Raw genomic sequence first — 14,106 nt, forward strand, 5'->3', positions numbered from 1 at the left:
CCATTCACGTTATCTTCCTTAACCTATTAAGAACAATGATTCGCCTACAGTAACCGCATCACCTTCACGGATATTCACTGCTTGTACTGTGCCTGATTTAGGCGCACGTATCTCGGTTTCCATTTTCATCGCTTCCATGATTAATAAAACGTCACCTTCATTAACCTGATCACCGACCTTCGACAATACTTTAAAAATATTACCCGCTAAAGGTGCCGGTACATCTTCGCCTTCTCCAGTTGTAGCAACAGGGGCTACTGGAGCCGCACCTGATGTTGTTGCTTGAAGTGCTGCACTATTAGCTTTAACTGGCGCAATACCATCAATACTCCCCTCAGGGCCAACTTGTACTGTGTATAATTGACCATCAACAGAAACAGAATAAGCTTCAGGCTCTTTAGCAGCCGATGCAACCACCATATCATCAGCACTTGGTACAGGTTCAAAGGCATCTGGATTATTACGGTTTTCTAGGAATTTTAAGCCAATCTCAGGAAATAGCGCAAAGATCAATGCATCATCTACTTCATTTTCAGCAATTTTAATGCCTTTCTCTGCCGCTAACTTTTTGAATTCCGCTTCAATAGAGGCCATTTCTGGTGCGATATTATCAGCAGGGCGACAAGTGATTGCACTTGCCCCATCTAATACTTTCGCTTGCAGTTCAGTATTAACAGGGGCAGGTGTTGAACCATACTCACCTTTTAATACACCAGCCGTTTCTTTAGTGATGTTTTTGTAGCGTTCACCCATTAATACGTTAATGACTGACTGCGTACCTACAATTTGCGAAGTAGGTGTTACTAATGGAATAAAACCAAGATCTTCACGAACACGTGGAATCTCTTTTAATACTTCATCCATTTTATCACCAGCACCTTGCTGTTTAAGCTGGCTTTCCATGTTGGTTAACATGCCACCCGGTACTTGCGCCAATAAAATACGAGGATCAACCCCTTTTAATTCACCTTCAAATTTAACGTATTTTTTACGTACTTCACGGAAGTAAGATGAGATATCTTCTAATTGATGCAGATCTAAGCCTGTATCACGTGCAGTTCCTTCCACAATTGAAACTAATGTTTCTGTTGGTGAATGGCCGTAAGTCATACTCATTGATGAGATAGCCGTATCGATAATATCAACACCAGAATCGATCGCTTTTTGTTGTGTTGCAACACTTAGACCAGTGGTTGCGTGACAATGTAATGCTAATGGAATGTCAGTACAGGCTTTAATTTTTGTTACTAGCTCTTCTGCAACATAAGGCTTTAATAAACCAGCCATATCTTTAATACAGATAGAGTGGGAGCCCATATCCTCAAGGCGTTTTGCCATGTCCACCCAACCATCGATAGTATGCACAGGGCTAGTAGTATATGACAGAGTACCTTGTGCATGTGCACCAACTTCAATTGCAGATTTAATCGCAGTATCAAAGTTACGAAGATCGTTCATCGCATCAAAAATACGGAAAACATCTACACCATTAGTATGTGCGCGCTCAACAAATTTTTGCACAACATCGTCAGCATAGTGACGGTAACCTAATAAGTTTTGTGCTCTTAATAACATTTGTTGTGGTGTATTAGGCATCGCAGCTTTGAGTGCGCGAATACGATCCCAAGGATCTTCACCTAAATAACGAATACATGAATCAAAAGTAGCGCCACCCCACGTCTCTAAAGACCAGTAACCTACTTTATCTAGTTTCTCTGCAATGGGTAGCATATCGTCAATGCGCATGCGTGTTGCAAATAATGATTGGTGTGCATCACGTAACACAACTTCTGTGATTGCTAGAGGCTTAGACATATTCACTTGCTCCTTTATTAATTTCTTGTCCATTATGCTGATTGTGCTTTACGGTATTGTTGCACTGCTGAAGTAATAGCAGCAATGACTTGTGGGTTAACCTGAGTGTCACTCGCTGTAGGAACAGCTGGTGCTTTTCTTTGCGGAGTTGCAACAGGTTTATCTGCAGGGATGTATTTCGCCATTAACGTAATACAAATAAATAATAACCCTAAAAACAAATAAACAAATGCCATACCAAGACCCAGTAACATTAAAGCAGTAACTAAAGAGCCTGAAATATCCATAGACGTATCCTTATCCTTTTATAAATATCCAACTTAACTGCTAACAACTACAAAAGTGAATATTTATTCAATAAATGTATTTTTCATGTTGCAATAAAGTGGACTTTGAATACCTGCCAGAAAGTGTTCCGATTTAATAATAATGAATCAACAATAAGTTATTTAATTGAATTAACTTATTAATATATATCACTATTAATAAAATATTATCTGGCAGCAGTTTATTGTACTGGTTTGACCTATAAAATGAAAGTGAGCGAAGTTGACCAACTAGGCAGAGTTGAGATTTAAAACCCACTATTTAATGTTATTTCCATCCATTTTGTGCTTTCAATTTCCTATACAAAACATGACTTAATTTGCAATTAAACTAAATAAACATGCAGCATCACTAAATAAAAAATAGACAGAAAAATAAACGGCATAAAAGAACTTAAATAATTTATTAAAAACATCAAAAAGTATAAATAATATAAATAAAGACAGGCAGTTTAATCATAAAGAACAAATGAATTATAATTCAAGGTTATTGAATAAATATAATGAGGGGTATTAGGGATAACAACATAATCAAAGAAATGGTGCGGGTGAAGGGATTCGAACCCCTGACCGCCTGGTTCGTAGCCAGGTACTCTATCCAGCTGAGCTACACCCGCATTGGTGTTTAATATTATTGGGAATAATATTAATAAAGCTCTAAAAACAAAAAAACTTACCTAAGGTAAGCCTTTAAAGAATGGTGCGGGTGAAGGGATTCGAACCCCTGACCGCCTGGTTCGTAGCCAGGTACTCTATCCAGCTGAGCTACACCCGCCGCGATATTCTTTTGTTTTTATTCAATTCTTAAGCTCACCGTATTTTCGTGCAAATAGAAATATGGTGCGGGTGAAGGGATTCGAACCCCTGACCGCCTGGTTCGTAGCCAGGTACTCTATCCAGCTGAGCTACACCCGCTTTAAGAATCTACAAGAATGGCGGTGGAGGAGGGATTCGAACCCTCGAACAGGCTATAAACCCGTTACTCCCTTAGCAGGGGAGCGCCTTCGGCCACTCGGCCACCCCACCGTCGTCTTGTTGGCGCACATATTACTGTCTTATGAAAACAAGTCAAACTTTTTTTAAAGAAAAAGTTTTGCTTGCTTGCTAATTAAACAAACTGCTTGTTTTTTACGTTAAATGAGGGATTTTCAAGCTATCTAAAAGTAAGTTTTATATTTATTTCATAGCAAGCCAATTGATACTGCTCGCAAAAGATTACATCAAAAGGTAATTAACGGATAAAAAGGGAGTAACTATTAAGGAAATGCCAAAAGAGATCATAGAGCGCTCACATTTATGATTTTAGACTTCTGCTTAATAACCCCTGTGCGGCAAAATAAAAAGCTAAAACAAGCAGTCGTAGCTATCAAACAAAGTTTCATATTAAGGCCGTATGCTTACCCTGCAGCTTTTGCATTAAATATACCTAATAGCAGCAGCCATTAGGCTAAGTCTAATGTCAGGGCGCTGACTTAAGTCTGCCAGTAGGCAAATCATCGCATACAGCTATTTAACTGCATCGGACTAAATGAACCAACAAATATTCACAACATCACAATACTTAAAAAACACAAAAACCAAAATACTGCAGGCTAAAGCCAGCGCCCCTTAAAAGATGTGTCGTAATTTTCATAAATATCGATAAAACACAAAAAACAAAATACTGTAGGCAAAAGCCAATGTGCGCGTCATCGCATGCGGATATTAATGGCTTTAAAGTTAACGAAGCGACAAGTATTTACAGAATCAAAATACTAAAAAACACACAAAAGCAAATACTGCAGGCTAAAGCCTGCGCCCCTTAAAAGATGTGTCGTAACTTTCGTAAATATCGATAAAACATAAAGCCAAAATACTGCAGACAAAAGCCAATGTGCGCGTCATCGCATGCGGATATTAATGGCTTTAAAGTTAACGAAGCGACAAGTATTTACAGAGTCAAAATACTAAAAAACACACAAAAGCAAACACTGCAGGCTAAAGCCAGCGCCCCTTAAAAGATGTGTCGTAATTTTCATAAATATCGATAAAACACAAAAAACAAAATACTGCAGGCAAAAGCCAATGTGCGCGTCATCGCATGCCGATATTAATGGCTTTAGAGTTAACGAAGCGACAAATATTTACAGAATCAAAATACTAAAAAACACACAAAAACAAAATACTTCAGACTAAAGCCAGTGCCCCTTAAAAGATGTGTCGTAATTTTCATAAATATCGATAAAACACAAAAAACAAAATACTGCAGGCAAAAGCCAGCCCCTTAAAAGGTGTGTCGTAACTTTTATAAATATCGATAAAAGTATTAAATCAAAATAGCTTTCGTATTATCCACCTACAAACGTAAACAAGTCGTATTAGACTGAACGAAGTGGCAAATATTCACAACATTAAAAGCAATACACAAACAAACCTAAAAAAACCAACAGGCATAAAAAAAGAGCTAATTAGCTCTTCTTTTCAACATCATGTTTATTACTGTTAATAGCGGCTATTAGCCTCTATACAAAAAATTAACAACTAACAAGTTAACTTGCGGTTGCGTTCTTTTCTGCTTGAATACGCATGTAGATCTCTTCACGATGTACAGATACATCTTTTGGCGCATTAACACCAACGCGTACTTGGTTACCTTTAACGCCTAATACAGTCACAGTCACGTTGTCACCGATCATTAGTGTTTCGCCAACACGGCGGGTCAAAATTAGCATATTTAAGCTCCTAAATTATTCGATTGAATATAATGATTAATCAGTATGGCTCATAACACAGTAAAAACGCTATTTATTTACTGTGTTATCGCATAGTTTTATTTTTCTTGCTTTGGTTCACTCTCAAGCTCAAATGCTTTGTGTAAAGCACGTACAGCCAATTCTAAGTATTTACTATCTACTAATACTGAGATTTTAATTTCAGAAGTAGCAATTTGATGCATATTGATTCCTTCAGCACCCAATGTTTCAAACATTTTTTGTGCTACACCAGGGTGGTTCCACATACCCACACCAACAATAGACACTTTGGCAATCTCGTTATTACCTTGTACTGAATCGGCACTTAACTTAGTACAAACTTCATTTAATAGCTTAGTTGCTTCAGCATAATCATCACGATGTACAGTAAAAGTAAAATCAGTTTTACCATCACCTAATGTATTTTGCACAATCATATCGATATCGATATTAGCAGCACCAATAGGTGAAAGGATTTGAGCAGCAATGGTTGGTTGATCAGGCACACCAGATAAAGTTAAACGCGCTTCATCACGGTTGAATGCGATGCCAGAGATAACAGGAGATTCCATTTTATTTTCCTCATAACTAATTAACGTACCACCACCATCTTTAAAACTAGAAAGTACACGTAGTGGCACGTTGTATTTTCCTGCAAATTCTACAGAACGAATCTGTAATACCTTAGCACCTAGACTCGCCATTTCTAACATCTCTTCGAAAGTGATGCTATCAAGACGACGTGCATTTGGTTCAACACGAGGGTCAGTAGTATATACACCATCAACATCAGTATAGATCTGACATTCATCGGCTTTTAATGCTGCTGCAATTGCCACGGCTGAAGTATCACTACCACCACGACCTAATGTTGTGATGTTGTTATCTTCACTACGGCCTTGGAAGCCAGCAACCACAACCACCCTACCCGCTTTTAAATGCTTCTGAAGGTTCTCAGTTTCAACATTTAAAATACGTGCTTTAGAGTGACTCGCATCAGTTTTCATGCGAATTTGGTCGCCCGTCATCGACACTGCTTCAACATCTAGGTTATGCAACGCCATTGACAATAATGCAATCGTCGTTTGCTCACCTGTTGTTAATAGCACGTCCATTTCGCGTGCACTTGGTTTCTCAATAAACTCTTTTGCTAAGGCAATTAAACGGTTTGTTTCACCTGACATTGCAGATAAAACAACCACTACATCATGACCCGCTTCTCTTGTTGCTTTGACTTTATCTGCAACCACTTTAATACGCTCAACAGTACCAACTGAAGTACCGCCATATTTTTGAACTATCAGTGCCATCTCATTTCCTTGCTATACTCTCGGGTATAGACCCTTAATTCTTACAAACGTTCGGTTAACCAAGGGTTAACTAACGCTAATGCATCTTTTAAAGCAGCTGGGTTATTTCCGCCAGCCATCGCCATATCAGGACGACCGCCACCTTTACCGCCAACAGGAACAGCAACAACATTAACTAATTCACCTGCTTTTACTTTACCAATTAGGTCTTTAGTCACACCAACCACTAGACTAACTTTATCGTCGCCTACGGTGGTAGCTAGGACAACAACACCCGATTGTAACTTGTTCTTCATCTCATCTACGCTAGTGCGTAATGATTTAGGGTCCACCCCTTCCATATGAGCAACAACGACTTTTACACCGTTAACTTCAACAGCTTGGTCTGTTAAATTAGAACCAGCTTCACTAGCAATTTTTGCTTTTAATTGTGCTAACTCTTTTTCTAGTGCTTTATTACGATCTAAAGTGCCCATGATTTTTTCACCTAGCGTGAAACTATCACCTTTTACTAGGTCACATGCTTTGGAGAATTGCTCGCGAAGGTTTTGTAGCACAACACTCGCCGCTTCACCGACAGCGGCTTCAATACGACGTACACCAGCAGCAGTGCCCGCTTCAGATGTGATTAAGAATAACCCCATATCACCGGTACGTTTAGCATGCGTACCGCCACAAAGTTCAACTGAAAAGTCACCCATTGTCACTACGCGTACCATGTCATCATACTTTTCACCAAACAGTGCCATTGCCCCGCTTTCTTTCGCTTGCTCAATGTCCATCAATTGCGTCACAACTTCAAAGTTGTTACGAATTGCTTGGTTAACTAAATAAGTGACTTTATTTAATGTGTCATTAGACAAGGCTTCAAAGTGCGAGAAATCAAAACGTAACTTTTCAGCATCACATAATGAACCTTTTTGCGTAACATGATCACCCAAAGTTTCACGTAAGGCTGCGTGTAATAGATGCGTTGCAGAGTGGTGTAAGGCAATTGCTTTACGACGATCTGCTTCTACTTCTGCTTTTACTGTATCGCCAACTGTTAATGTACCAGCGCTTAAGTAACCGACATGTAGGAATGCATCACCTGATTTTTTAGTATCGGTTACAACAAACTTCACTTCGCCCAATGTTAGTACACCAGCATCACCTACTTGACCACCAGATTCAGCGTAGAATGGTGTTTGCGATAAAATAACTTGAGCGTTATCACCTTCACCTAAGGTTTGTACAAACTCACCTTGTTTAATTAACGAAACCACAGTGCCTTCAGCTTCTAAAGTTTGATAACCCAGGAATTCTGTTTTATCTTCAACTTTTAAAACATCGTTATAATCTTTACCGAAGTTGTTAGCTTGTTGAGCGCGAGTACGTTGCTCAGTCATCGCTGCATCAAAGCCATCTTGGTCGATAGTTAATTCACGCTCACGTGCAATATCAGCGGTTAAATCAGCAGGGAAACCGTAAGTATCATAAAGCTTAAACACGATATCACCAGGGATCACAGAGCCAGTTAATGCTTCTAACTCATTATCTAAAATTTGTAGGCCACGCTCCAGTGTTTTACCGAATTGCTCTTCTTCTAAGCGTAATATCTTTTCTACAAATTCACGTTGTTTTTCAAGCTCTGGGTAAGCTTTGCCCATTTGATTAATCAACTCTTCGTACACTTTGTAGAAGAATACACCTTGAGCGCCTAGCTTATGTCCATGGCGAACAGCACGACGAATAATACGACGTAATACATAACCACGACCTTCGTTAGAAGGCATAACACCGTCACAGATTAAGAAACCACATGAACGAATATGATCAGCAACTACGCGTAAAGATTTATCTTCAAGATCTTTTGCACCCGTCACTTCCGCTACTTTCTTGATTAGACCTTGGAAAAGATCGATATCGTAGTTTGAATGGCCGTTTTGAATAATCGCAGAAATACGCTCAAGGCCCATACCTGTATCAACAGACTGCTTTGGCAAGTTTTCCATCGTACCATCGGCAAGACGGTTGTACTGCATGAATACTAGGTTCCAAATTTCAATGAAACGGTCGCCATCTTCTTCAGGTGAACCTGGAGGACCACCCCAAATATGTTCACCATGATCATAAAAAATCTCTGAACAAGGACCACAAGGACCAGTATCCCCCATTGACCAGAAATTATCTGATTCAAATTTTTTCTCAGGAGATTTATCACCGATACGAATGATTTTTTCTTCTGGTACGCCAATTTTATTGGCCCATAATGAAAATGCTTCATCGTCACTTTCATAAACCGTCACAAGTAATTTTTCTTTTGGAATATTTAAAACTTCAGTAAGGTATTCCCATGAAAATGCGATGGCTTCTTCTTTAAAATAATCACCAAAACTAAAATTACCCAACATTTCAAAGAAAGTATGATGGCGAGCTGTGTAACCCACGTTATCTAAATCGTTATGTTTACCACCAGCACGTACACAGCGTTGGCTTGACGTAGCACGCGTATAAGCTCTTGTTTCAGAACCTAAAAAAGTATCTTTAAATTGGTTCATCCCTGCATTTGTAAATAGCAGTGTCGGGTCATTATCAGGAACAAGCGAGCTACTGCTCACTGTCTGATGCCCTTTTTTACCAAAGAAGTCCATAAATCCTTGGCGAATATCAGATGTCGATTTAGTCATGATATATTCCGTGTAAAAGTGTCGATTTAGGCTTTCTTAAAACAAGGAGGATTTAAGCCCTAAACAGATCAAAAATAAATGGAGGCTAATATATCACGGCACTGAGTGAGGTGAAAGTAGCTATAAATGCAGAGATAACAATAATTTTTTAATCAACTGGGAGTTTTTGAATAAATGAGGAAATGGCTAAGTCGCTTATCCCATTATCAAGAGGCAAAGAGTCTGTATAAACGGAATAACTAAACTGTATTACGAGTAATAATTAAAAGCATAATCTAACCTCAACAGTATAAGGCTAGATTATTGATTATATTAATATTATTCTGCGACTAAAGTCTCTACTCGATAATGACCTTGAGCATCAAGGCCTAAGGTTTCAGCTAAGAAAGGCAAACTTTGTTGCATCTCTCTTAAAAGAGTCCAAGGAGGATTAATCACAATCATACCGCTAGCCGTCATGCCATGCTCTTCAGAATCTGCTGTAATACCCAATTCAAATAATTGAATATTTTTAATTCCAGAAGCTTTTAGCGCACGTTCCATTTTATTGATAACGGCACGTTTTACTACTGGGTACCACAAGGCATAAGTGCCAGTAGCAAAACGACGATGTGCAGCAATTAAGCTTTCAACCACTTCTTCATATTCAGTTTTAATTTCATAAGAGGGATCAATCAACACCAAACCACGGCGCTCTTTAGGCGGCATATTAGCGATTAAACCTTGTAAACCATCAGTATTAGCCATTTTTATACGACGATCACCAGAGAAATTACCACGCATATTAGTAAATTCATTAGGGTGTAATTCAAATAAGAACATACGGTCATCATCGCGACGCATTTGGTTACAGATCATTGGCGATCCAGGGTATGAATTTAATTTATCCATACCATTAAATGCAATTACTTGTTCCATATAACGAGACAAAGGAGCAGGCAGATTTTTTTGTCCCCACAACTTAGCAATCCCATCTTTAAACTCACCTGTTTTTAATGACTGTTCCGAGTTTAATTGATAAGCACCACATCCAGAGTGGGTATCTAGATAACAAAATGGCTTATCTTTTTGTAATAGGTAATCAAGGATAGAAACGACTACAGTATGTTTTAGCACATCTGCATAATTCCCTGCATGGTATGAATGACGATAACTGAGCACAAAAAACTCCAAAATATAAATAAAATAACCCAGCTAGTATAAATAGTTTACCTAGTGATTGCGCTAAAAACATGTACTGAAAGAGAATAAACGCAATGGATTACTTAGCACCTTAATTAACTCACTCAACAAAGTGATTAAATAGTGTCAGAATCAATCTGCTAATTTAGTTTATATACTCTCAGCAAGGTATTATTTGTCATTCTGCTTAAGGGGATTTTATTGTTTGTATTGATCACACTAGGTGGCTCAAGCCCTATAGCTAAGTTTTATGGGGCACTTCACCTTTTAGGTGAATTTTCGGTAGTATTACAGGGGCTTTTTCCTATAAACTAGACGCTAGTAGTAGCTTGTTTTTTATGCCTAGCAGAATTGATACTAATTATGGTTTTTATTTTCTCTTGGTATCTACAACCGCAGTGAACTGACTATTTTCGCTTTTTAATAATGATAAAAAAGTGAAATAAAAAACAGCAGAACATTTGAATTAAATCATCGCTCTTTTCGAACCTTCGAACCAGCGTTAAGTCAGAAATAAAGCTGTTAATAGCCAGGGAAACGCACAGGTTTTTGAACAGCAATGAGCACAACCAATTATAGCGCTTCATGGTATTCATTAAGCGCTAACAATATTTTAAGTAAAGTCGAAATAGCGGAGCAAAAACATGTTTAACCGTAGTGTAAACAAAGTAGTCCTAGTGGGAAACCTAGGTAAAGATCCTGAAATGCGTTATACCCAAAACGGTGGCGCAGTAGCTAACTTTTCAATTGCAACCACTGAAAGTTGGAAAAATAAACAAACAGGTGAATACGAAAATAAATCTGAGTGGCACAACATTGTTGTTTTCGGTAAATTCGGCGAAATGGTAGGTCAGTACCTTAAAAAAGGTGCAAAAGTATATGTTGAAGGTAAATTACAGACTAACAAATGGCAAGGTCAAGATGGCCAAGATCGCTACAAAACAGAGATCATTGCTAACGATATCCAAATGTTAGACGCACGTAATCAAGCACCAGGTCAAGGTCAACCTTATCAAGGTGGTCAACAAGCAGGCGGTTACTCAAACCAAGCGCCACAACAAGCTGCACCTCAACAAGCTTGGGGTAATCAACCTCAACAGCCACCAGCGCAATCGGCTCCACCACAAATGGCACCTGCTTATCAACCACAACAGGCTCCTCAACCGACGCCACCGCCAGCATCTCGCCCAGCTCCAACACCGCCACCAGCGGCAAAACCAGCACCAACGGCGCCAGCAAGCTTTAACGAGCCATCAATGGATTTTGATGATGATATTCCGTTCTGAGGAATACATATAAATTAAAAGTGTTGAAAAATGACTTCGGGAGCCGCTATTAAGCGGCTTTTTTGTTTTTTTACTCATTGTATTGAATAAATGCTCTCAGTTTTACGTTGGAGATAGAACAGCCATCCCTTTTACAAAACTTACAAAGAAGAAATAAGTTATTTTAACAAGTAAAGTCGTTTAGTTCATCTGCTTAATATGACGCACAAAAAACTTATGTATTATATTTCTGTTAGGGCGATACCGCTAATATTGCACCTTCCCAATCGGTTAATAACTTCATAATGTGTGCTGAATCTTCTGGTGTTGCTGCTGGTCGTTGTAATCTTTTATGGCCTTGCAATAATGCTTCTCGAATTAATTTCACTTGATATAAAAAACCATTTCCATCAGCTTCTACTGATATGCTTTCAGTTTTCTGTTCATATTTTGTTATAGCAAAACTATTACCACTTACATCAGGTAGCCAAGGATTAGATGTTAATACTAAAGTTCCTTTGCTACCCAGTACGGTAAATGAGAAATGTAAACCATAATTTTCTGCCGTATGTAATTGACAAGTAACGCCATTTATATATTGAATAGTTGCAGCAGATTCACAAATATTACCATCATTACCACGTATACCCGATGCACTTATTTGATAGTTATCGCTTACTTCATGGCCAAACTCTTGTTTAATTAATAAGTGCATTAATGACGCAGGATAACAACCTAAATTATATAATGCCCCCTTACTCATAGGATTAACAAACTGCTCTATTGCGGCACAATATTGTCCAGTTATCGATTTTATCTCACCGATTGCACCAGATTTAACAGTTTGAGCAAGAGTATTGATAAATGGATGAGTCAGATACATCAAACCTTCCACAAAGAAAGTGTCATTTTCTTTCACAGCCGCTAATGCCGCCTGTGTTTTTTGCATATCCACGGATAATGACTTTTCGCATAATACAGCTTTGCCTGCATTAGCCGCTTTTATGACATAGTCATGATGGATGTGATTAGGTAAGGCAATATAAATAATATCAACATCAGCATCGTTGATCAGTGCATCGAAATCGGTGTATCTATTTTTAATATCATATTTATTAGCAAATTCTGTTAATGTCTTTACTGAGCGACCTGCAACAGAATGAAGATGAGTATTACCTTCTTTCACAATAGCATCCGCCATTTCTCCAGAGATAAAACTTGTGCCTAATATTCCCCAATTGAATGTTTTTTTCATGATGGTTTATTTCCCTGTTAATAATGTACTTTCAAATGATTGCACTAAATCAGTCAAACCTGATTGAATAAATTTTTGGGTATGCTCAGCTTTAAAATGTTGCTCAAAAGCTTGTCTATTGTCGTAGCGCTCCCAAAAGATATAACGACGAGGATCTTCTTTATCTTGTAATGCGACCGCCATTGAACAACCTGGCTCACTGTTCATTCCTTCACAAAAAGATTGAATTGCTAAAATGGCAGTATCAAGATCGCTTTCAGCCTTAATACGGAGCTCTGCTGTAATGAACAAACCTTGTTTAAACATAAGTAGTCCTTAATAGGTGGATAAAATGAAACAATTCATCATTTTAATTGACTATTTATAGTTGATAAACGAACATTTAGTTTATTATTTAACAACTATAAGTTTCTAATGTGGATAAACTAAAAAGTATGCAAGTGTTTGTTTCTGTTGCCCAACATGGCAGTTTTACTGCTGCAGGTGTTCACTTTTCAGTAACGGCGACTATGATTGGCAAACACATTAAATATTTAGAAACGCATTTAGGAGCCAAATTACTCAACCGTACCACTCGTAGACAATCTTTAACTGAAGCAGGACAAATTTATTTTTTAGAATGTACACGTATTTTGGATAATATTGCAGAAGCAGAAAATAGTTTACAACGATTAGAAAACAATCCTAAAGGCACAGTTAGTATTAACTCCTCAGTAACCTTTGGCAATATTGTATTAGCGCCGATTCTGGCTGATTTTTTGCTACAGTATCCTGATATAAATATTGAACTAACATTGGACAATGGTTTAATTGACCCACTACATGAACAGTTTGATTTAGTTATCCGTATCGGAGAATTGGCTAATTCATCACTGATTGCCCGTAAAATTGCAGACTATAGAATGGTATTTTGTGCTTCGCCTCTGTACCTTGCTAAACACCGAACACCTAACAGCTTAGACGATTTAATCACCCATCAATGTTTAGGTTTTAGCTATGACCATATCCAAGCGAATACAGCTTTAAGAATAGATACCCAAGCATTTGATAGGCAACACACACGTTTAACATCGAACAGTGGTCAAGCTTTAAAGGTAGCAGCACTTAAGGGGGCCGGCATCTTGTTACAGCCTCAGCTATTATTGCAAGAAGAGTTTGCTAATGGAGGCTTGATAGAGATATTAAAAGATCATGCTCCGCCACCTATGCCTGTCCATATGTTATATAAAAGCAAAACACCGTTATTAAAAATACGTACCCTGATTGAATTTATTTTGGCATCGATGCGATCTTCATAGCTAAAAAATAGCCTATATAACCATCAAATTTTTCATGATAATAAGTAAGCTACCTAAATTTTGTGCAAGAAAAATAACTTATAACAATTACATTAAATCAGAGGCCTTCATTCTGCACTGGAAATGACTTAATTTAAGCCATAATTTAAGAAAAATAGAGCAGTTAATTAATATGATTGATATTAGTGTGGGAACAATACAGCGCTATAAAAAAAACGCATGACTAATTAATTGCCATGCGTTGATATCATCTA

The 14,106-nt window shown here is 38.0% G+C and carries 10 protein-coding genes and 4 tRNA genes; 2 read left to right on the forward strand and 12 right to left on the reverse strand.

What is annotated here, in order from left to right; all coding sequences use genetic code 11:
- Positions 1–18: 18 nt before the first annotated feature.
- The 10 genes from oadA to AC0L3W_RS10505 all read right to left on the reverse strand — a co-directional run bounded on the left by oadA (position 19) and on the right by AC0L3W_RS10505 (position 10,013).
- Positions 19–1,815 (reverse strand): sodium-extruding oxaloacetate decarboxylase subunit alpha, encoded by a 1,797-nt coding sequence (gene oadA / locus AC0L3W_RS10460; protein ID WP_409438945.1) that lies wholly within the window; start codon positions 1,813–1,815, stop codon positions 19–21.
- A gap of 32 nt (positions 1,816–1,847) precedes the next feature.
- Positions 1,848–2,102 carry an OadG family transporter subunit gene (locus AC0L3W_RS10465; protein WP_113818313.1) on the reverse strand — a complete coding sequence of 85 codons (255 nt, stop codon included), beginning with the start codon at positions 2,100–2,102 and terminating at the stop codon, positions 1,848–1,850.
- 579 nt (positions 2,103–2,681) lie between these two features.
- Positions 2,682–2,758: transfer RNA gene (locus AC0L3W_RS10470), tRNA-Arg, on the reverse strand.
- 81 nt (positions 2,759–2,839) lie between these two features.
- Positions 2,840–2,916, reverse strand: a tRNA-Arg gene (locus AC0L3W_RS10475).
- Positions 2,917–2,979: 63 nt separating this feature from the next.
- Positions 2,980–3,056 (reverse strand) — tRNA-Arg (locus AC0L3W_RS10480).
- A gap of 18 nt (positions 3,057–3,074) precedes the next feature.
- Positions 3,075–3,167 (reverse strand) — tRNA-Ser (locus tag AC0L3W_RS10485).
- A gap of 1,502 nt (positions 3,168–4,669) precedes the next feature.
- Complete coding sequence (gene csrA, locus AC0L3W_RS10490) at positions 4,670–4,852, reverse strand: carbon storage regulator CsrA (RefSeq protein WP_113818314.1); 183 nt, start codon at positions 4,850–4,852, stop codon at positions 4,670–4,672.
- Between the two features lie 98 nt (positions 4,853–4,950).
- The gene (locus AC0L3W_RS10495) at positions 4,951–6,183 is read right to left on the reverse strand and encodes an aspartate kinase (protein ID WP_290040598.1); all 1,233 of its coding nucleotides are present in this window, start codon (positions 6,181–6,183) and stop codon (positions 4,951–4,953) included.
- A gap of 41 nt (positions 6,184–6,224) precedes the next feature.
- Positions 6,225–8,852 (reverse strand): alanine--tRNA ligase, encoded by a 2,628-nt coding sequence (gene alaS, locus AC0L3W_RS10500; RefSeq protein ID WP_409438944.1) that lies wholly within the window; start codon positions 8,850–8,852, stop codon positions 6,225–6,227.
- Between the two features lie 318 nt (positions 8,853–9,170).
- Positions 9,171–10,013 carry a 23S rRNA (adenine(2030)-N(6))-methyltransferase RlmJ gene (locus AC0L3W_RS10505; RefSeq protein WP_290040600.1) on the reverse strand — a complete coding sequence of 281 codons (843 nt, stop codon included), beginning with the start codon at positions 10,011–10,013 and terminating at the stop codon, positions 9,171–9,173.
- A 665-nt stretch (positions 10,014–10,678) separates the two neighbouring features.
- On the opposite strand from AC0L3W_RS10505, the gene AC0L3W_RS10510 reads away from it, so the two are divergent.
- Positions 10,679–11,320 (forward strand): single-stranded DNA-binding protein, encoded by a 642-nt coding sequence (locus AC0L3W_RS10510; protein ID WP_409438943.1) that lies wholly within the window; start codon positions 10,679–10,681, stop codon positions 11,318–11,320.
- 232 nt (positions 11,321–11,552) lie between these two features.
- Here AC0L3W_RS10510 and AC0L3W_RS10515 read toward each other — a convergent pair whose 3' ends face one another.
- Both AC0L3W_RS10515 and AC0L3W_RS10520 read right to left on the reverse strand, forming a co-directional pair.
- Positions 11,553–12,554, reverse strand: a complete 1,002-nt coding sequence (locus tag AC0L3W_RS10515) for a Gfo/Idh/MocA family protein (RefSeq protein WP_409438942.1) — start codon at positions 12,552–12,554, stop codon at positions 11,553–11,555.
- 6 nt (positions 12,555–12,560) lie between these two features.
- Positions 12,561–12,860: a putative quinol monooxygenase gene (locus AC0L3W_RS10520; protein ID WP_409438941.1), complete on the reverse strand. Its 300-nt coding sequence runs from the start codon at positions 12,858–12,860 to the stop codon at positions 12,561–12,563.
- 110 nt (positions 12,861–12,970) lie between these two features.
- Between AC0L3W_RS10520 and AC0L3W_RS10525 the strand changes: the two genes are divergently transcribed.
- Complete coding sequence (locus AC0L3W_RS10525) at positions 12,971–13,852, forward strand: LysR substrate-binding domain-containing protein (RefSeq protein ID WP_409438940.1); 882 nt, start codon at positions 12,971–12,973, stop codon at positions 13,850–13,852.
- Positions 13,853–14,106: the final 254 nt, after the last annotated feature.

This window comes from Psychromonas sp. KJ10-5 (genome assembly GCF_055808325.1).

What these genes read in the sequence shown, in the direction of transcription:
- csrA (WP_113818314.1), bottom strand. Translation starts at nt 4,852, where the DNA reads ATGCTAATTTTGACCCGCCGTGTTGGCGAAACACTAATGATCGGTGAC.
- AC0L3W_RS10495 (WP_290040598.1), bottom strand. Translation starts at nt 6,183, where the DNA reads ATGGCACTGATAGTTCAAAAATATGGCGGTACTTCAGTTGGTACTGTT.
- oadA (WP_409438945.1), bottom strand. Translation starts at nt 1,815, where the DNA reads ATGTCTAAGCCTCTAGCAATCACAGAAGTTGTGTTACGTGATGCACAC.
- AC0L3W_RS10510 (WP_409438943.1), top strand. Translation starts at nt 10,679, where the DNA reads ATGTTTAACCGTAGTGTAAACAAAGTAGTCCTAGTGGGAAACCTAGGT.
- AC0L3W_RS10520 (WP_409438941.1), bottom strand. Translation starts at nt 12,860, where the DNA reads ATGTTTAAACAAGGTTTGTTCATTACAGCAGAGCTCCGTATTAAGGCT.
- AC0L3W_RS10465 (WP_113818313.1), bottom strand. Translation starts at nt 2,102, where the DNA reads ATGGATATTTCAGGCTCTTTAGTTACTGCTTTAATGTTACTGGGTCTT.
- alaS (WP_409438944.1), bottom strand. Translation starts at nt 8,852, where the DNA reads ATGACTAAATCGACATCTGATATTCGCCAAGGATTTATGGACTTCTTT.
- AC0L3W_RS10515 (WP_409438942.1), bottom strand. Translation starts at nt 12,554, where the DNA reads ATGAAAAAAACATTCAATTGGGGAATATTAGGCACAAGTTTTATCTCT.